The 17,384-nt window shown below is 72.0% G+C and carries 14 protein-coding genes and 1 pseudogene; 6 read left to right on the top strand and 9 right to left on the bottom strand.

Annotated features, from left to right (window positions below; all coding sequences use genetic code 11):
• Together Aiant_RS46525 and Aiant_RS16880 are read right to left on the bottom strand one after the other, a co-directional pair.
• The gene (locus Aiant_RS46525) at positions 1 to 1,251 is read right to left on the bottom strand and encodes a chitosanase (RefSeq protein ID WP_280528267.1); all 1,251 of its coding nucleotides are present in this window, start codon (positions 1,249 to 1,251) and stop codon (positions 1 to 3) included.
• A 24-nt stretch (positions 1,252 to 1,275) separates the two neighbouring features.
• On the bottom strand, positions 1,276 to 1,530 hold the full coding sequence (locus Aiant_RS16880) for a hypothetical protein (RefSeq protein WP_189328595.1): 255 nt from the start codon (positions 1,528 to 1,530) through the stop codon (positions 1,276 to 1,278).
• Positions 1,531 to 1,623: 93 nt separating this feature from the next.
• Between Aiant_RS16880 and malQ the strand changes: the two genes are divergently transcribed.
• Together malQ and Aiant_RS16890 are read left to right on the top strand one after the other, a co-directional pair.
• Positions 1,624 to 3,525 carry a 4-alpha-glucanotransferase gene (gene malQ / locus Aiant_RS16885; protein ID WP_189328594.1) on the top strand — a complete coding sequence of 634 codons (1,902 nt, stop codon included), beginning with the start codon at positions 1,624 to 1,626 and terminating at the stop codon, positions 3,523 to 3,525.
• Positions 3,522 to 3,701, top strand: coding sequence for an antitoxin (locus Aiant_RS16890; protein ID WP_189328593.1), 180 nt, complete (start codon positions 3,522 to 3,524; stop codon positions 3,699 to 3,701). Before malQ ends, Aiant_RS16890 begins: the two co-directional genes overlap by 4 nt.
• 752 nt (positions 3,702 to 4,453) lie before the next feature.
• On the opposite strand, the gene Aiant_RS16895 is transcribed toward Aiant_RS16890, so the two are convergent.
• The 3 genes from Aiant_RS16895 to Aiant_RS16905 form a co-directional block, all read right to left on the bottom strand.
• Positions 4,454 to 4,828, bottom strand: a complete 375-nt coding sequence (locus Aiant_RS16895) for a hypothetical protein (protein WP_189328592.1) — start codon at positions 4,826 to 4,828, stop codon at positions 4,454 to 4,456.
• 85 nt (positions 4,829 to 4,913) lie between these two features.
• A complete protein-coding gene (locus Aiant_RS16900; RefSeq protein ID WP_189328591.1) occupies positions 4,914 to 6,137 on the bottom strand; it encodes a DUF1501 domain-containing protein in 1,224 nt (407 codons plus the stop codon).
• A 20-nt stretch (positions 6,138 to 6,157) separates the two neighbouring features.
• Positions 6,158 to 7,747: a DUF1800 domain-containing protein gene (locus tag Aiant_RS16905; RefSeq protein ID WP_229829820.1), complete on the bottom strand. Its 1,590-nt coding sequence runs from the start codon at positions 7,745 to 7,747 to the stop codon at positions 6,158 to 6,160.
• An 81-nt stretch (positions 7,748 to 7,828) separates the two neighbouring features.
• On the opposite strand from Aiant_RS16905, the gene Aiant_RS16910 reads away from it, so the two are divergent.
• Both Aiant_RS16910 and Aiant_RS46530 read left to right on the top strand, forming a co-directional pair.
• Complete coding sequence (locus Aiant_RS16910) at positions 7,829 to 8,680, top strand: spermidine synthase (RefSeq protein WP_189328589.1); 852 nt, start codon at positions 7,829 to 7,831, stop codon at positions 8,678 to 8,680.
• A gap of 393 nt (positions 8,681 to 9,073) precedes the next feature.
• Complete coding sequence (locus Aiant_RS46530) at positions 9,074 to 10,063, top strand: pentapeptide repeat-containing protein (RefSeq protein ID WP_368857282.1); 990 nt, start codon at positions 9,074 to 9,076, stop codon at positions 10,061 to 10,063.
• Here the strand turns inward: Aiant_RS46530 and Aiant_RS16920 are convergent.
• Positions 10,032 to 11,012: pseudogene (locus Aiant_RS16920) on the bottom strand (TerC family protein); the annotation flags it as partial. The gene Aiant_RS46530 and the pseudogene Aiant_RS16920 sit on opposite strands and share 32 nt — an antisense overlap.
• Positions 11,013 to 11,021: 9 nt before the next feature.
• Entirely contained in the window at positions 11,022 to 11,792 is a 771-nt protein-coding gene (locus tag Aiant_RS16925; protein WP_189328587.1) for a pentapeptide repeat-containing protein, read from the bottom strand.
• Positions 11,793 to 11,877: 85 nt separating this feature from the next.
• Here Aiant_RS16925 and Aiant_RS16930 point away from each other — a divergent pair, with 85 nt between their 5' ends.
• Positions 11,878 to 13,074, top strand: coding sequence for a lamin tail domain-containing protein (locus Aiant_RS16930; RefSeq protein WP_229829819.1), 1,197 nt, complete (start codon positions 11,878 to 11,880; stop codon positions 13,072 to 13,074).
• Positions 13,075 to 13,115: 41 nt separating this feature from the next.
• Here Aiant_RS16930 and Aiant_RS16935 read toward each other — a convergent pair whose 3' ends face one another.
• The gene (locus Aiant_RS16935; RefSeq protein ID WP_189328586.1) at positions 13,116 to 14,327 is read right to left on the bottom strand and encodes an acyltransferase family protein; all 1,212 of its coding nucleotides are present in this window, start codon (positions 14,325 to 14,327) and stop codon (positions 13,116 to 13,118) included.
• A 138-nt stretch (positions 14,328 to 14,465) separates the two neighbouring features.
• Between Aiant_RS16935 and Aiant_RS16940 the strand changes: the two genes are divergently transcribed.
• Positions 14,466 to 15,254: an alpha/beta fold hydrolase gene (locus Aiant_RS16940; protein WP_189328585.1), complete on the top strand. Its 789-nt coding sequence runs from the start codon at positions 14,466 to 14,468 to the stop codon at positions 15,252 to 15,254.
• On the opposite strand, the gene Aiant_RS16945 is transcribed toward Aiant_RS16940, so the two are convergent.
• On the bottom strand, positions 15,255 to 17,372 hold the full coding sequence (locus Aiant_RS16945) for a galactose oxidase-like domain-containing protein (RefSeq protein ID WP_189328584.1): 2,118 nt from the start codon (positions 17,370 to 17,372) through the stop codon (positions 15,255 to 15,257). It abuts the gene before it with no gap.
• Positions 17,373 to 17,384 lie beyond the last annotated feature (12 nt).

Below are 17,384 nucleotides of genomic sequence, written 5' to 3' on the forward strand. Positions count from 1 at the left end.
TCAGCGTTTGATCGTGTATTTGTCGCCGTAGACGTGCCAGGTCAGCGGCGCCACCAGGTCGAGATTGCTGCCGCGCAGGAACACCCGCTGCGCGGTGTCGACCCGGGTGGTGTCGCTGTGGGCCGCCTCGCGCCGCATCTCGGCGTCCCGGGCGTCCAGGAAGGCGCCCAGGTACGCGATCTCGTCCCCACCCTGGGACGGCGTCTTCCGGGCCCGGACCGCCCGTTCGCGGACGGCCCGCAGCCCGGAGACGCCGTGCATGACCGCCGCGTCGTAGTACGCGAACTGCCCCAGCGCCCGCAGCCCGTCCGCCTGCGCGAGCCGGACCGCCGGCGTGAAGTACATCCGGTCCCGGGCGTCCTGCTGCGCCTGCTGGAAGACGGGGTCCTTGGCGGCCGCCCGCCAGGCCGGCACGAAGCCCGGGTCGAGTCCCCGATGCGAGTCGGTGCCGTCCACCGCCCGCAGCGCCGGCAGGTAGGTCGCCAGCTTGTTCGACGGCGACCGGCGGGTGTAGTCGGTGACCAGGTCGAGCATGTCGCCGGTGCCGGAACAGAACCCGACGATCCCGGCGGTGTAGCCCCGCCCGTCGCCCAGATCCTCGATGTAGTCGAACTCGCCGCGCCAGTTCAGCGTGGAGTTCTCCGCGCTGGAGACCAGCTCGAACGCGGTCTCCTTCTTGCCGCTCACGGTCAGCCCGGCCGCCACCGCGGGGGTCGCCGCGCTCGGCGCCGCGCCGGACTCGGGCACCCGGGCCGCCGGCCCCGGCCCGTACGCCCGCACGTCCCACAGCGAGTACCCACCCGGGGTCGCCCGCTGGGTGGCCAGCACCCGCAGGTACCGCCCGTGGCCGGTCAGGTTGCGCAGGTCGTCCACCCCGCCGTTGCCGGTCGTGGTCCGGTACGTGTCCGTCCAGGTCGCCCCGTTGTCGGAGAGCTGCACCCGATAGCCCTTGGCGTACGCCGAGGCCCAGTGCAACCGCACCCGGCTGACCTGCTGCGCCGCGCCCAGGTCGATCCGCAGCCACTGGGTGCCCGGCCCGGCGCCGCTGGCCCACCGGGTGCCGGCGCCACCGTCCACCGCCGCCGAGGCGAGCCAGGCCACGCTCAGCGTCGACGAGGCGAGCGCCGGGCGGCCCCGGCTGAGCAGCACGTCGGCCGACGCGTTCGCGGCCACCGCGACGGCGGGCGGGATGCCGAGCAGCACGGCGATCCCGCCACCGAGCGCCATCGATCGCCTGCTCCGCGTCCGCATGCTCCCAAGCTAGGCAGGGAGTCGTCAGCGCCGCTTGCGATTACGGGAAATCAACACGATCGCCAGAACCACGGCCGCGACCACGAACAGGCAGCAGAGCCCGCCGACGAAGAAGAACCCGAAACCACCACGGCTGCGGCTGCGGCGCTTGGCCGCCTCGATCATCACGTCGTCCACTCCCCGGCTCGCCGCCCAGGCGTGCGCCGGGACCACCAGGGCCAGCACCGCGCCGGTCAGCACGGCGGTCAGCCGGGACCACCACTTCACCACGTCAGCCATGTGCACCATGCTGGCCGATGGAAGCAACGAACGCACAGCGAGTAACCACCGATCAACCCGGGTAATGACCCGGCACCGACGGGAGGGGTACGGATGGACGCGCGACTCGAGGCGCTGGCCGCCGCGCACGGGGTGGCCACCTGGTACGAGAACTACCAGCGCCGCCGGACCGAGGTGGCCCCGGAGTCGGTGATCGGGGTGCTCGGCCTGCTCGGCGTGGACGCGTCCGCGCCGCCGCCCGCCGCGGTGAAGAAGCCCGAGGGAACCATCGTCCTGCGCCTCGGGCAGCGCCACACCCTGCCCGGACCGGCCGAGCTGACCCTCGAGGACGGCACCACCCGGACCGTCGACACGCTGGCGGACCTCCCCCTGGGCTGGCACCGGCTCGGCGACGGCACCACCGTCGTCGTGGTGCCCGAGGAACTGCCGAAACCGCCGGAGACCTGGGGCTGGATGGTCCAGCTCTACGCCCTGCACTCGGCCGACTCGTGGGGCATCGGTGACCTGGGCGACCTGCGGACCTTCGTCCAGCAGTGCGGCGACGCCGGGCTGGTGCTGCTCAACCCGCTGCACGCGATCACGCCGGTGCCGCCGGTGCCGGCCTCGCCCTACTCGCCGTCCAGCCGCCGCTTCGCCAACCCGCTCTACCTGCGGATCTCCGACATCCCGGAGTTCTCTCGCGCGGACGCGTCCCTCCAGGAGCGGATTACCGGCCTCAAGCCGCCGCCGTCCGAGCTGATCGACTACACCGCCGTCTGGGCCGCCAAGCTCGCCGCCCTGGAACTGCTCTGGCCCCTCGCCGAGCCGGTCGACCTGGACGCCGACCCCGGCCTCACCGACTTCGCCCGGTTCTGCGCGCTCGCCGAGATACACGGCCCGGACTGGCAGAAGTGGCCCGCCGAGCTGCGCCACCCGGACTCCCCGCAGGTCCGCGCGTTCCACAGCGACCGGATCGCCTTCCACGCCTGGATCCAGCACCTCATCGAGCAGCAGCTGGACGCGGCCCGGGAGGCGGCCGCCGGCATGCCGGTCGGCATCGTGCTCGACCTCGCCGTCGGCATCGACCCGTCCGGCGCCGACGGGTGGCTGTTGCAGGACTCGCTCGCCCCCGGCGTCCGGGCCGGCGCCCCGCCGGACGCGTTCAACCAGCTCGGCCAGGACTGGGGACTGGCCGCCTGGCGCCCGGACACGCTGATCGCCACCGGGTACGCCGCCTACCGGGACATGCTGCGCCGGATCTTCCGGCACGCCGGCGGCCTGCGGGTGGACCACGTCGCCGGACTGTGGCGGCTCTGGTGGGTGCCGCCGGGAATGGGCCCGGCCGAGGGCACCTACGTGCACTACGACCCGGAGGCGATGCTCGGCATCCTGGCCCTGGAGGCGCAGCGGGCCGGCGCCGTGGTGATCGGCGAGGACCTGGGCACCGTGCTGCCGGAGATGACCGACACGCTGGAACGGATGAACATGCTCGGCTCGTCCGTGCTCTGGTTCACCCGGGACTGGGACACCGGCGAGTTCCGCCCGTCCGCCGATTACCGCCGCAACGCGCTGGCCAGCATCTCCACTCACGACCTGCCGACCGCCGCCGGCTTCCTGGCCGGCGAACAGGTCGAGGTCCGCGCCAGGCTGGGCCAGCTGGCCGGCACGGTCGAACAGGAACGGGCCACCTGGCAGGCGGAGAAGGCCGCCCTGCTGGAACTGCTCCGCTCCGAGGGCCTGCTCGACTCGGAACGGACCGAGGACGTCGTCGTGGCGATGCACGAGTTCCTCGCCCGCACACCGTGCCGGCTGGTCACCGCCTCGCTTTACGACGTGCTGCTGGAGACGCGGCAGCCGAACCTGCCCGGCACCTTCGAGGAGTATCCGAACTGGCGGATCCCGCTGCGTCCCGACCTGGACGCCGTGGTCGACGACCCGCTGTTCCGCAAGGTTGCCGGAATTCTGGGTAAGCGGAACAGCGAAGTGGACGAACCAGCGAAGGGAACCGCACGATGAGCTTCCTCGACAAGGCCAAGGACTTCGCCGACGAGCACGACGAGCAGGTGGACCAGGGGCTGGAGAAGGCCGGCGACCAGGTGGACCAGCGGACCGGCAACAAGTACTCCGAGCAGGTCGACCGGGGTGTGGACGAGGCGCAGAAGCGGACCGGGGCCGGCGACACCCAGCCCTGAGCCCACCCTCTCCCCGGTCACGGCCGGGCTGGTGGCCGGTCGCGGTTTCGGCGCACCGGGCCACCGCGCCATCGCGGCTGGTCCTGGTGGCCCTATCGGGGCACGGGACAGGGGCATGAGCGCCAGCCCGGCAATCGCGGCTGGACCTGGTGGCCCTATCGGGGCACGGGACAGGGCCATGAGCGCCAGCCCGGCAATCGCGGCTGGACCTGGTGGCCCTATCAGGGCACGGGACAGGGCCATGAGCGCCAGCCCGGCAATCGCGGCTGGACCTGGTGGCCCTATCAGGGCACGGGACAGGGCCATGGACGCCAGCCCGGCCATCGCGGCTGGACCCGGTGGCCCTATCAGGGCACGGGACAGGGCCATGGACGCCAGCCCGGCCATCGCGGCTGGACCCGGTGGCCCTATCAGGGCACGGGACAGGGCCATGAGCGCCAGCCCGGCAATCGCGGCTGGACCCGGTGGCCCTATCAGGGCACGGGACAGGGCCATGAGCGCCAGCCCGGCAATCACGGCTGGACCTGGTGGCCCTGTCCAGGCACGGGACAGGGCCATGGGCGCCAGCCCGGTTCGGCTCGCGCTGCCCAGCCTGCTCGGGGCGGGACGGCGATGGGTGAGCGAGCCCGCACGACACGCGCTACGGTCCGGAGCGGGCCGGGCCTCGCGGGCCGGCTGCCACGCGACTCCGAGTCGTACCGAAAAGGATCCGCGAGGGTATGCGGCGACATCGCGGCAGCGGCAGGCTCCGGTCACACGTTGAGCGGCTCCGGCGGCGGGTCGTCGTCCAGCGCGTAGAGCATCGGATGCAACGGCAGGTACGTGTCCGGCTGACGGCAGGACGCCGGCGGCAGCAGCGACGACCGGTGCTCCGGGTGCTCGTGGCAGTGCCGCGTCGCCCGGAGGATCGCGTCCGGATGGTGGCGGCCACCGCCGTATTCCCCGCAGCTCTCGCAGTCCCACCGCCAGAACGGCAGGCCCTCCTCCGAGGTGTGCCGGCGGATCTTCAGCGGCGGCCCGGCGCGATGCCGGGCCGCGTGCAGGATCGCCGGCATCTCCAGGGCCGGCGGTGGGCCGGGCGGGCGCCGCTGCCCCCCGATGAGCTCGGCCAACACGTTGCTGGTCACCGTCACCTCCGTACGTAAGATGTCGGTGACAGTGTGAAACAGCGGCCTTGCGCCCTATATGGGTTTTGTGAAATTAAGACCGTTTCTAGCGAGCCGTGACCAGGCCCAGCGACGACGCCGCGACGCCCGGGAAGACCGTGGACAGGTCGCCGACCTCGCAGCGGGCGCGCAGGATCTCCCCGATCACCGCGCGGTAGTCCGTGGTCACCGCCAGATCGCCGTCGCGCAGCTGCGCCGCGCCCAGCCCGGGCCAGGTCCCGTAGACCTGACCGCCGCGCACCCCGCCCCCGAGCACGAACATCGCGTTGCCGTACCCGTGGTCGAGCCCGGCCGACCCGTTCTGCGTCACCCGCCGCCCGAACTCGCTGATCGTGACCAGGGTGACCCGCCGCAGCCCCTCGCTCCCGAGGTCGGTGGCGAACGCGGCGATCGCGGCGGCCAGCTTGCTCAGCTGGTCGTGCATCCGCCGGCCGGGCGCCGCGATACCCAGGTTCTCGTGCATGTCCCAGTCGCCGGAGTCCACCGTCGCGGTCATCAGCCCGGCGTCCGCCTTGATCAGCCGGGCCACGTCGCGCAGCGCCGCACCCAGCTCGGTGGCCGGGTACGCCGCGCCGTTGGCCGGGGTGTACCCCGCCGTCCGCAGCTCCCTGCCCCGCTCCAGCGCCCCGGTCAGCTGCCCGGCCGTCTGGGCCAGGGCCGCCGGCGCGCCCTGGTAGAGCGCCGCCATCGTGGCCGCCACCGGCTTGGCCGCGTCGTCGCCGGTCAGCGCGAGCCCGTCGATCGAGGTGAGGCTCAGGTAGGGCGCCGGCCCACCGAGCAGCCGGGCCGGCCGGGCGGTGCCCATCGCGATCGCGTCGAACGGGTCGTTCGCGCCGAGCGAGCCGAGCATCCGGCTCAGCCAGCCGGTGCGGATGGAGGTGCCGGGCGCGGCCCGCTCCAGCTCCTCCATCGCGGAGAAGTGCGACCGGTTCGGGGCCGGCTGCCCGACCGCGTGCACCGCGGCCAGCGAGCCCGCGGTCCAGTACGGCAGCAGCGGCGCCAGCGCCGGGTGCAGTCCGAAGAACGTCCCGCCACCGATCAGCTGCGCCTTCGGCACCCCGATGGTCGGCCGGGCGGCGTAGTACGCCGGGTCACCGGCTGGCACCACCGCGGACAGCCCGTCGAACCCGCCGCGCAGCGAGAGCAGCACCAGCACGTCGCCGGAGTACGCCGGGTCGGCCGCGAACGCCAGCTGGGTGTCGAGCTGCGAACCGGCCAGTCCGGCGAACGCGCCCAGCGCCGTCGTCCGGAGAAGGCGGCGCCGGCTCATCTCACAACAGGTCACAGTCTTCACCTCAGCGCGAAGTTCGGGGAGTTCAGCAGCATGCCGATCAGGTACGGGTACAACCAGCCAACCGCCGGATCGTTGGATTTCAGTGGCGACGCCGGTGTCTTGCCGTAGAAACCGGCCAGCGCCGCGGTCTGCGCCGGCCCGAGCCGGACCCCGAGCAGCCGCTCGGCGGTCGCGTCGATCAGCGCGGCGTACGTCGCCGGCCGGGCGCCGATCATCCCGGTCAGCAGATCGGCCGGTTTGACCAGGTCGGCCGGCCAGTACCCGGCGGCGACCGACAGGTGGAAGTTCCACCGGACCAGCAGCCCGGACGGCGACGCCCAGGCGGCCGCCACGTCCGGGTAGCCGTTCGGCGGGCCCCAGTACATCGGCGCCTGCCCGGCGTTGCGGGCCATCCAGTACAGGCTCTCGAACGTCTTGGTCCCGCTGGGCGGCGGGCCGTAGCCGAGGATCCGGACGGTGGCCGCCAGGTCCTCCAGCGGCGTCCGGGTCTTGGCCCCGGCCGACCCGGCGAACTCGTCGGAGGTGAACAGCGCGCGCAGCACCGGGACGATCGCCGAGCGGTTGTCCAGGTAGACCTTGACCAGCTTGGTGACCAGGCTCGCCGGGGGCTCGTCGGCGACGAACCGGACGCACAGCTTGGTGACGATCCGGCGGGCGGTCGACGGGTGCAGGGCCAGGTAGTCGAGGAACGCCAGGGCGGCCGCCTCGCCGCCGGTGGTGGTCGCGTTGTCGTGGCTGAAGCCGAGGATCGTGACCGCGCCGGCCACGTGGCCGGCCGCGTCGTACCGGTACGCCCCGGTCGCGGTGTCCACGGTCAGTCCGGTGAGCAGCTTCGCCGCATCCTTGACGTCCGCCTCGCCGTATTCCAGGCCGACGGTGTGCAGCTCCATCAGCTCCCGGCCGTAGTTCTCGTTCGGCGCCAGCCGGGTGGAGAACCGGTTGTCCAGGTAGGTGAGCATCGCCGGGTGCCGGGCCGAGGCCTTGAGCAGGTCGGCGAAGGTGCCCAGGGCGTGCTTGCGCAGCACGGCCCGGTCGTAGTCGGTGCGGCTGTCCCACACGTCGCCGTACGGGCAGGTGACGTTGAGGTGGTTGGCCCAGAAGTCGACCATCACCTCGTACAGCTGGCGCTCGCTCCAGATCGCCCGGGCCGGGGCGGCGAAGCTGAGCTGCCACATCGGGGTCCAGTCGTACTGCTTGAGCTGCCCGGCCGCGACCCTGGCACGGATCTCGGCGATGCTCAGGCCGGCCAGCGGCAGCCGGGCGAGCAGCTCGTCGGCGACCGGGTCGGCGATCGTGGCCGGGTTCAGCTGCCGGTCCAGCCAGGCGGCCGGACCGAGCTTGCGGATCTCGGCGATCGACGCCGGGCTGGGTCCGTAGGTGGCCCGGCGCAGCAGGTGCAGCAGCGGGTCGGCGGGCAGGAGATCGGCGGCCGGGTCCGAAGGGAACTCGACACCGGGCTCGACCGTGGCGTGGAACTCGGTGTCGGCGTGCGCGGGCGTTCCGGTGGCCAGCACGGTGGCGACACCGGCCGCGGCCGCGCCGCCGAGCGCGGTCCGCCGCTGCAGAAGCTGCTCGAAAACACTCACATGCCAAACGTCGGAAGTTTTCCGCGGCGGCATCGGCTTCCCGCCGCGGTGCTACCGAGCTGCTCCCGGGACAATGGCCGGATGGCACAGCGCAAGGCGTCGCGGGGACGGGTGGAGACGGTCGCCTCGGGCGTCGCCGAGCTGGTCCCGGACCCGGACCGGGACACCGCGTTCACCCTGCTCCTGGACGGCGCCCCGCAGTCACACGTGGACCTGGCCGACCCGACGCACCTCCAGTTCGAGTACGTCCGGCGGATCGCCGCGGCGATCGACCTGGCCGCCGCGCCCGGCCGGCCGCTGCGGGCGCTGCACCTGGGCGGCGGTGCGCTGACCCTGCCGCGCTACCTGGCGGTGACCCGGCCCGGTTCGGCGCAACGGGTGGTGGAGATCGACGGTCCGCTGGTCGAGCTGGTCCGCCGCGAGCTGCCGCTGCCGGAGCGGGCGAACATCCGGGTCCGGGTGGGTGACGCGCGCGAGGCGGTGACCGGCATGCGCGACGCGGGGTACGACGTGATCGTCCTCGACGTCTTCGCCGGCGCCCGTACCCCGGCGCACCTCGCCTCGGTCGAGTTCATCGAGCAGGTGGCCCGGGTGCTCGCCCCGGACGGCTGGCTGGTCGCCAACATCGCCGACGGCCCGCCGCTCCGGCACGCCCGTGCTCAGGTCGCCACGATCCGCGCGGTGCTGCCGCAGGCCTGTCTGGTTGCCGACGCGGCGGTGCTGCGCGGCCGCCGGTTCGGCAATCTTGTAGTGCTCGCCGGCCGGACCCCGCCTCCGGTGGCCGAGCTGACCAGGCGCGCGGCCGGCGACTGGTTCCCGGGGAGGGTGGAGATCGATCTTGATCGTTTCGCGGCCGGCGCGGCCCCGGTCCCGGATGCCGTGGCAGTCGCCTCCCCACCGCCACCGGATACCCTTTTCGGTAACCGAAAGTAGTGGTTTAATCGGCCGATGGTGCACCGGTCATCACTGTCCGGTGTCACTTTCGCCAGTCCCGGTGTGATTCGCGTCGGACGACTGGCAACACTGGTAGGAGAAGGCTGTAATCGTTTCGGCCGCGCATTCCTACTCCGCGGCGTGAACGGGGAAGGCAACCATGTTCCACCAGCACTTCCTGTCCGCACCGGGCACCGACCTCGGACCGCTGGACAGCGGCGAGCGGGTCCTGTGGCACGGCCGCTGCGCCGTGGCGGAGTATGCGTTCGACGAGGCGTCGTCGCTGCCGCGATGGACCCTGCCGGAAGGCGCCGAGGTCCTGGTCACCGACCGCCGGGTTCGCTATACGTACGCGGACGAAAACACGCTGAGTAACGGCGAGTTGTTCTGGTTGTGGCCGCAGCACCTGCGCGTGCAGCCGGGCAACCGGGACGTCGGCCGGAACGCGACGGTCACCCAGATCCAGCTGGTCTGCACGGGTCCCGCGGGCAGTTACCCGGCCCTGGTGTTCGCCGGCGGCGACCTGGCGACGGTCGGGGACGCCGACAAGCTGGCGAACGTGCTGCGCCAGGCGATCGCCCGGTTCCGGGTGGAGAACGCCACCGAGATCGGGGTGGCGCCGGCCCACGCGCGGATGCTGGCCAAGCTGGTGATCGGCCCCGAGTTCACCAACTACCAGGGCGGCGAGGGGCAGACGGTGACGCTGCTGGGGGCGGTCCCGGTGCCCGCCCCGGAGCCCGCTTACGACGAGCCGGTCTACGCCGAGGCCTCCTACGACGCGCCCGCTCACGAGGAGTCCGTTTACGCGGAGCCTGTTTACGACGAGCCCGTCTACGCGGAGCCTGTCTACGAGGAGCCCGTCTACGAGGCCGTCCCGATCTCGGGCTCTCGCGCCTATGCGGACCGTCCCGGCCGCGACGCCGACGCCGAGCGCGCCGAGCAGGCCCTGCGCGCCGAGCAGGACTCCCGGTACGCCGAGCCGGACCTGGCCTCCCGCGCGTCGAGCCTGGCCGCCCGGGTCGCCAGCCTGGTCTCCGCCGGCACCGACGACGACCGGGGCGACGGCCGGTTCACCAACCTGTCCGCGTACCTGAACGACGAACCGCACTCACGCCGCTGATCGCTCCGGCCGCACGAAACAGCGGCCGGCCGCGACCCGTTCGGTGTGCGCCCGGTGCGCCCGGTCCAGCAGCTCCCGCAGGTCGGTGTGCCGCTGGACCCGGTCCTGGTACCGCTCCGGCAGCCCGTTCAGGTGCGCCTCGTCCGCCAGCAGCTGGTGGTACAGCTCGTCGCAGTACTCCGGATCGGTCTCCACCTCGAGGAAGTCGACGGCCCGGCGACGGGCCCCGGCCACGTAGGTGCGGGCCCGCCCTTTCGGGCTGAGCAGCGACGCCACCACGGTGATCAGCAGCACCGCCACGATGATCCCGAGCGAGGCCAGGGTCGGGATCTCGGTCACCCCGATCGGCTCGCCGTCGTTGATGAACGGCACGTTGTTCTGGTGCATGGCGTGCAGCACCAGCTTGACGCCGATCAGCGCGAGGATCGCGGCCAGGCCGTAGGACAGGTAGACCAGCCGGTCCAGCAGGCCGTCGATCAGGAAGTACAGCTGCCGGAGGCCGAGCAGCGAGAACGCGGTCGCGGTGAAGACCAGATAGACGTTCTGCGTGAGGCCGAAGATGGCCGGGATCGAGTCCAGCGCGAACAGGATGTCGGTGCCGCCGATCGCCACCATGACCAGCAGCATCGGGGTCAGCACCCGCTTGCCGTCGCGGTAGGTGACCAGCTTGTCCCCGTCGTAGGTGTCCGAGGTGCGCAGCACCCGCCGGGCCAGCCGGATCACGATGTTGTCCGGCGCCTCGTCGCTCTCGTCGCCGTGGCCGCGGACCAGGTTGCCCGCGGTGATCAGCAGGATCGCCCCGAACAGGTAGAAGATCCACGCGAACGAGTTGATCAGCGCGGCGCCCAGGAAGATGAACGCGGTCCGGGCCACCAGCGACACCGCGATCCCGACCAGCAGCACCTTCTGCTGGTCGGCGCGGGGCACCTTGAAGCTGCCGAGCAGCAGCAGGAAGACGAACAGGTTGTCGACCGAGAGCGCCTCCTCGGTGACATATCCCGCGAAGTACTCGGTGCCCATCTCGGACCCGCCGAACACCCAGACCCCGGCGCCGAACAGGATCGCGATCGACACGTAGATCGAAGTCCACAGTGCCGCCTCGCGCAGCCGCGGCACGTGCGCGCGGCGGACGTGGACGAAGAAGTCGAAGAGCAGCAGACCGACGATGCCCAGAACGGTCAGCAGCCACACCACACCGGACACTTGCTGCATCGCTTCAGCTTACGGCCGATCGGTGTCGGTCACTGCGGCGCGCAGCTGTGATCTCGTGAGGAACAGCGCCCCGGTCAGGTCGGCGCCGCGCAGGTCCGCGCCGCGCAGATCCGCACCGGTGAAGTCGGCCCGCCGCAGGTCAGCGCCGCTCAGGTCGGCACCGATCAGCAACGCCCCACGGAAACTGGCGCCACGCAGGTCGGCCCCGCGGAACCGGCGGCCGATCAGATCCGCGCCGCTGTGGTCCGGGCGGCGGGTCCCGGCCCGGGCCAGCTCGCTGGCCTTGCGCAACAACGGCACCACCGCTTTCCGGTACGCCCCGACGTCCAGCCCGCGCAGCGTCTCCGGCGCCCCGCCGGCCGCCGTGTCGATCTCGTCCCGGGCCGCCCGCAGTTTCGGGTGCAACCGCCGGGCCTCGTCCAGCCTCAGCGCCTCGTCGAGCAGCCAGAGCAGCTCGTGCAGCTGACGCATGACCGGCAGGGTGGCGAACATCGGTCCGGCGATCTCCGGGGCGCTGCGCCAGTCCCGCCCGCCGAACGTCTCCTGGGTGATCCGCTGCCCGGCCCCGAAGCAGTCGAACACCACGCACCCGCGGAAACCGCGCTCGGGCAGCTGCTCGTGGATCCGGCAGCGGAAGTCCCCGCCCAGGTTCCGGCACGCCTGGCCGGCCGGCTTGTCGATCGCGAAATCCGACGACTTGGCGAAGGCCGGGGCCACACAGCAGAGTCCCGCGCACCGTGCGCAGTCCGCTTCCAGTACCGGCAGTTCTTGCTTCTCCATAGGCCGGCAAGTCTCCCGCACCGGCCCGGCCGCGCGGAAATCGGATCCCGCGGAAACGACCCGGACCGGTACGTACGATCGGTTGATGTTCCAACTACGGAAAGTAATCATCGGGCTGGGCGGCGCCGCCGGACTGCTCGGGGCGACGCTGCCCGCGCCGGTGTTCGCGGCGCAGCTGCCGACCTTCAACCGGATCCCGGTGGCCAACGGCTTCGACGACCAGCACCCGATCACGCTGTCCGGGACCGCGCAGCCCGGTGACACCGTCACGCTCTACGAGGAGGCGTACATCTACGGTGCCAAGCACAGCAAGACCGAGCTGGCCCAGCATCCGGCGAACGACTACAGCAAGGCGGAGACCTCGCCGGGCGTGTGGCCGCCGCTGACCACCAAGGCGGACAGCAGCGGGCACTGGAGCATCAAGCGGCCGCTCGACTCCGGGCACGTGATGATGGTCGGCACCGACGACGGCTGGTCCAACCGGCGGTTCGCCGCGGTCCGGGTGCAGCCGGAGCTGTCCGCCTCGGCGACCGGCGACAACGCGGTCGCTTTCACGGTGACGGTCAACCCGGGCGAGCCCACCCTGCCGGTGACCATCCAGCGCTACACCAGCGGCGGCTGGACCAGGGTCACCTCCGGCACGGTCGGCGAGGATCCGATCCAGTACCGCGGCAGCGCCACCGGCCAGCCCGGCGGCACCCCGGCCTACCGGGCCTTCGTCAGCGACAGCGCGCACCCGGACTGGGCCGACCCGGACAACTTCGTGATCGCCAACTACTCGGCGAACGTCACGGTGACCGTGCCGGGCACGGCCGGTCCCACGCCGGCGCCGGCCGCGGCCAACCCGGTGCCGAACCCGGCCTGGACGGACCCGGACAGCGCGTCGACACCCACCCCGGCGCCGGGCACCCCGGCGGCCGGCTCGGTCCGGTTCACCCGGATCCAGTACAACGCCCCGGGCCGGGACAGGCGGACCAACGCCAGCATCGACGGCGAGTACTTCCGGCTGACCGGCAAGACCTCGAAGACGGTCGCGCTGACCGGCTGGACGGTGCGGGACCGGGCCGGGAACACGTACACGTTCGGCAGCTACTCGCTGGGCGCCGGCAAGAGCGTGACCGTCCGGACCGGCAAGGGCACGAACAGCACCTCCACCCGGTACTGGGGCAAGACGTATCACGTGTGGAACAACGGCGGGGACAGCGCGACCCTGCGGGCCGGCGGCACGACGATCGACTCGTGCTCGTGGAGCTCGGCCGGCAAGGGGTACACCACCTGCTGAGCGTCGGGGGGTGAGTGCTCAGCGCGTACCGTAAGCGGCGCTCACCGCTCGCCGACGCGGACCTTGGCCGGACGCACCACCCGGTGCCCGACGCCCAGCTGGGCCGGGATCGCGGCCGCCTCCGCGTCCCGGGCCGAGGCCGTGCGCACCTCGGCGAACGCCTTCCGCAGGCTGTCGCGCATCCGTCGGGCCAGCGGTCTCTCGACCAGCCGGTAGACCAGCCAGGCCAGGCCCAGGGCCAGCAGGATCGCGCTGGACACCAGCACCTCGGCGGGCAGCCGGGTGGCCTCGTAGGCGTGCCGGATGAACGTGTACCCGATCCGCTGGTGCAGCAGGTAGAACGGGTAGGTGAGGGCGCCCGCGGTGGTCAGCCAGCGCCAGCGGATCCGGTCGGTCCAGCCCAGCGCGATCGCCAGCAGCGCGCCGAAGGCCAGCGTGATGATCACCGGACCCGGCCAGGTGGGCACCGGGAAGCCCGGGTTCACGTGACTGACCCGGCCGATCACCCGCGGGATGCTGATCAGCCAGGCGAACCCGATGATGCCGAACAGCAGCGGCGACCGCCCGAACCGGTGGATCAGGAACGCGGCCACCCCGGCGATGAAGTACGGCGCGTAGTCCGGGATGGCGAGCACCTCGACCGCCTTGCTGCCGAGCATCGGGCCGATCACCGCCACGGTCATCCAGATCGCGCAGAACAGCACCACCCGGCGGTAGGTCAGCCCGAACGCGGCCAGCGCCGCGAACAGCAGGTAGAACCGCAGCTCCACGAAGAGGGTCCAGTACACGGTGTCGACCGAACCGACACCGAGCGGCTCCTGGAGCATGGTCAGGTTGACCGCGATGTCGCTGAGGCCGGGCGCGCCGGTGACCGGGACGCCGCCGGTGATCGGCGCCAGGGTGACCACCGTCGCGGTGATCAGCAGGCAGACCCAGTAGGCCGGGTAGAGCCGGCTCACCCGCGAGGTGAAGAAGTCGCCCAGGCTGCGGTTCCAGCTGCTCATGCAGATCACGAAGCCGCTGATCAGGAAGAACAGCTCGACCCCGAGAAAACCGTAGATGGTCAGGTGGGAGCCGTGCGGCAGGAAGTGCTCCGGCTGGCTGTGCCCGTCGATCCGCCACGAGACGGTCAGGTGGTAGGCCGCCACCGAGAGCGCCGCGACCAGCCGCAGCGCGTCGAGCGTGCCGAGCCGCACGTTCTTCTGGGTCTTCGACCAGGTTCGCACACCGTTGGCCAGGCTCACGTTCGTCATCGGTGCGGAGGATAGCCGCCGAGGTCAATATCAAATACCCGGGCGAATTTTAAAGAAATCAATGTTTACCGTACGGCCGGAGCGGTCCCGTTTAAGATCCACGCCGAATGTGCCGTCACCGACCGTGAGGAGTGACCGATGCAACCCCGGCCACTGCCCGTGCACTACAGCCGCCGCGAGGCGCTCCGGCACAGCGCCGCCGACCCGCGCGGCCTGCCGCCCGGCGCCCGCCGTCCGGAGCCCGGCGCCACCCCGGACCCGGCGACCGTCCCGGTGATCCTGGTGCACGGCACCAACGGCCGGTCCGCCAGCGACTGGTTCACCCTCGCGCCCCTGCTGGCCAACCAGGGCCGGACGGTCTACCCGTTCGACTGGCGGCGGGCCCGGCCGGCCGCGGACGCCAGCGCCACCCACCGGCACGCCGAGGAGCTGGCCGCCTTCATCGCGTCGACCGGCGCTGCCCACGTCGACGTGGTCGGCCACTCGTGGGGCGCGGTGCTCGCCCACTACCTGGTCCGCTGCCTGCCCGGCGAGCCGGCGGCCGGCGCGGTCCGGTCCCTGGTCGGGCTGGCGCCCACCTACGGCGGGACCACCCTGCACGGGCTGCTCCGGCGCCCGCACCGGCTCCCGGCGAAGCTGCGGCACTGGCTGGACGCGAAGATCCCGACCTGGCGGGAGCAGCTGCCCGGCTCGGCGGTGCTGACCGCCATCCGGGACGCTCCGCCGGCCGCCGGCACCCGGTTCACCACGATCGTCACCCGGTACGACCAGATGGTGACGCCGTACACCGCGTCGCTGACCGCGCTGCCCGTGGCCACCCCGGTGGTGCTCCAGCAGCACGCCCGCCGGGCCGTGGTCGGCCACCTCGGCATCCTGCACCACCCGGCCGCGCTCAAACAGGTGGTGCGGGCCCTCGCCGCCGCCTGATCAGTACGTCCACTTCTGCAGCGTGCTGCCGTTGCAGGTGCTCAGCTGCAGCGCCGCGTTGTTCGCGGTCGACGCCGGGGCCAGGCACATCGTCGTCCCGCCGATCGGCCGGATGGTCCCGTCGGCGCCGAACTGCCAGGTCTGGGCCACCGTGTTGTTGCAGGTGTACGCCCAGATCCTCTGCCCGTTCACGAACTTGCGGGACGGCACGTCGAGGCAGTTGCCGATCACCCGCAGCGTGTTGTCGCCGGGCAGCCGGACCAGCGCCTGCGCCTTGGTGCCGTTGCAGGTGTACGACTGGAGGTAGGTGCCCGGCGCGGTCTTGGACGACGGGACGTCCACGCACTTGGCCGCGCTGTTGTTCTTCACCGGGGTGAGCAGCGGGTTCGGCCCCTTGGCGACCTGCACCATCTTGGCGATGGACGGGACGCCGTTCGCGTCGACGACGAAGAGCATGTAGTAGCCGGGCGGAGCCACCCCGCCGTTCGGCGGGCCGGTGACGGTCAGCGTCGTGCCGGAGGTGGTGAACTTCAGCGGGACGTACCGCTGGCCCTGGTCCACGGCGTGGGTCACGTCGCCGAGGCCGACCAGGGCGACCTTCTTGATCCCGGCCGCGTCCGGCGAGGTGACGGTGAAGGTCGTGTTGATCCCCACCCCGGCCGGGGCGGTGGCGATCGTCGGCCGGGTCGCCAGGTCGCCGCTGCCGTCCTTTTTGTACAGATACGGCGGCGTGAAGTACTCGACGTTCTTCTCCAGGTACCCGACCGTCATGCACCGCGCGCAGACCCCGCCGCCACCGGTCATCACCCGGCCGTCCGGCAGCAGGATGGCCGTCGAGTGGTACTGCCGGATCCGGCTCGCACCGGCCAGCAGGGACCACTGGCCGGTCGCCGGGTTCCACAGCTCGGCCGCCGTCGCGGCGTTGTTCAGGTCGACGAGCGGCGAGGTGGCCGCGCTGGTCAGACCACCGGTCGCCAGCACCGTGCCGTCGGCCAGCAGGGTCGCGTTGAGGTGCCGGCGACCGGTCGACAGCGATCCGGTGGTGGTGACCGTGGGCGCCAGGCCGGCCGAGCTGTTCATCACCACCGCGGTCTTGGTGGGCACGTTCGGCACGCCGCCCTCGGTCTGGTTGCCACCGCCGACCACCAGCGTCTTGCCGATGTCGTACGTGGAGAAGCTGCCGTACTCCCGGCTCCACGCGTCCCGGGTGGCGGTCGCCGTGATCAGCCCGTCCCCCACCGTGGTGATCGTGTACGCGGCCGGGTACGGCCCGAAGAGCCCGAGCTGGGCATCCGGGCGCGAGCCGAGGAACGGATAGATCCGCGCGTCGTACTTGGTGAAATTCTTCAGCGGACGCAGCGCGCCGTTCGCCTGGTAGACCTCGGCGGTCGCCGGGCCACCGCCGATGATGACCTCCTCGCCGTTGGCCGTCTCCGCCACCGACGGGTACCAGCGCGCGCCGGCCATGTCGTTGCCGCGGGTCCACGTCTCGGTCTGCCAGTTGAAGACGTGCGTGTGCACGCTGCCGTCCAGCGCCTGGTTCGCGTTCCCGCCGGCCACCAGGATGTTGCCGTTGGCCAGGTGGGCGAACCCGGCGCAGAAGATGTTGGTGCCCTGCAGGTCCACCCGCTTGGAGGTGTTGTCGGCCGGGTTCCAGACCATCGCCCGGGTGAAGTCGTGATCCGGGTACGACTCGGCCGCGTTGTCGCCGACCGAGTCCCAGATCAGCACCTTGCCGTTCGGCAGCAGCGCCTCGAACACCGGGACGACCGGGGTGTCGACGACCGCGCCCCAGGCGCCGGTCTGCGCCGGGTCGGCCGCCAGTTTCGCCTGCTGGCGTGCTGTTCCGGGGCGCTGCCCGGTGGCCTTCTGGATCCGGTTGGCGTTCGCCGCGGTCTGCTTCTCGATCTCCGAGATCGGCGTGCCGACCAGGTCGTCGGCCATGTGCCGGCGATCGTCGCCCGGCCCCTCGGCGTGGACGTGTGCCTCCGGCTGCTCCGCGGCGGCGGGCGCGGGACCGGCGACCGCGGTGGCCGGATCGGCGGCCGAGGCGCCGAATCCGAAGAGGAGCAGCGCGGACAGTGCTCCGGACGCGAGATGACCGCTACGCCTGCGCATGCCGAAGGTCCC

Origin of the sequence: Actinoplanes ianthinogenes (genome assembly GCF_018324205.1) — a bacterium.
Lineage (GTDB): Bacteria > Actinomycetota > Actinomycetes > Mycobacteriales > Micromonosporaceae > Actinoplanes > Actinoplanes ianthinogenes.

What these genes read in the sequence shown, in the direction of transcription:
- Aiant_RS46525 (WP_280528267.1), bottom strand. Translation starts at nt 1,251, where the DNA reads ATGCGGACGCGGAGCAGGCGATCGATGGCGCTCGGTGGCGGGATCGCC.
- Aiant_RS16880 (WP_189328595.1), bottom strand. Translation starts at nt 1,530, where the DNA reads ATGGCTGACGTGGTGAAGTGGTGGTCCCGGCTGACCGCCGTGCTGACC.
- malQ (WP_189328594.1), top strand. Translation starts at nt 1,624, where the DNA reads ATGGACGCGCGACTCGAGGCGCTGGCCGCCGCGCACGGGGTGGCCACC.
- Aiant_RS16890 (WP_189328593.1), top strand. Translation starts at nt 3,522, where the DNA reads ATGAGCTTCCTCGACAAGGCCAAGGACTTCGCCGACGAGCACGACGAG.
- Aiant_RS16900 (WP_189328591.1), bottom strand. Translation starts at nt 6,137, where the DNA reads ATGAGCCGGCGCCGCCTTCTCCGGACGACGGCGCTGGGCGCGTTCGCC.
- Aiant_RS16910 (WP_189328589.1), top strand. Translation starts at nt 7,829, where the DNA reads ATGGCACAGCGCAAGGCGTCGCGGGGACGGGTGGAGACGGTCGCCTCG.
- Aiant_RS16925 (WP_189328587.1), bottom strand. Translation starts at nt 11,792, where the DNA reads ATGGAGAAGCAAGAACTGCCGGTACTGGAAGCGGACTGCGCACGGTGC.
- Aiant_RS16930 (WP_229829819.1), top strand. Translation starts at nt 11,878, where the DNA reads ATGTTCCAACTACGGAAAGTAATCATCGGGCTGGGCGGCGCCGCCGGA.
- Aiant_RS16935 (WP_189328586.1), bottom strand. Translation starts at nt 14,327, where the DNA reads ATGACGAACGTGAGCCTGGCCAACGGTGTGCGAACCTGGTCGAAGACC.
- Aiant_RS16940 (WP_189328585.1), top strand. Translation starts at nt 14,466, where the DNA reads ATGCAACCCCGGCCACTGCCCGTGCACTACAGCCGCCGCGAGGCGCTC.
- Aiant_RS16945 (WP_189328584.1), bottom strand. Translation starts at nt 17,372, where the DNA reads ATGCGCAGGCGTAGCGGTCATCTCGCGTCCGGAGCACTGTCCGCGCTG.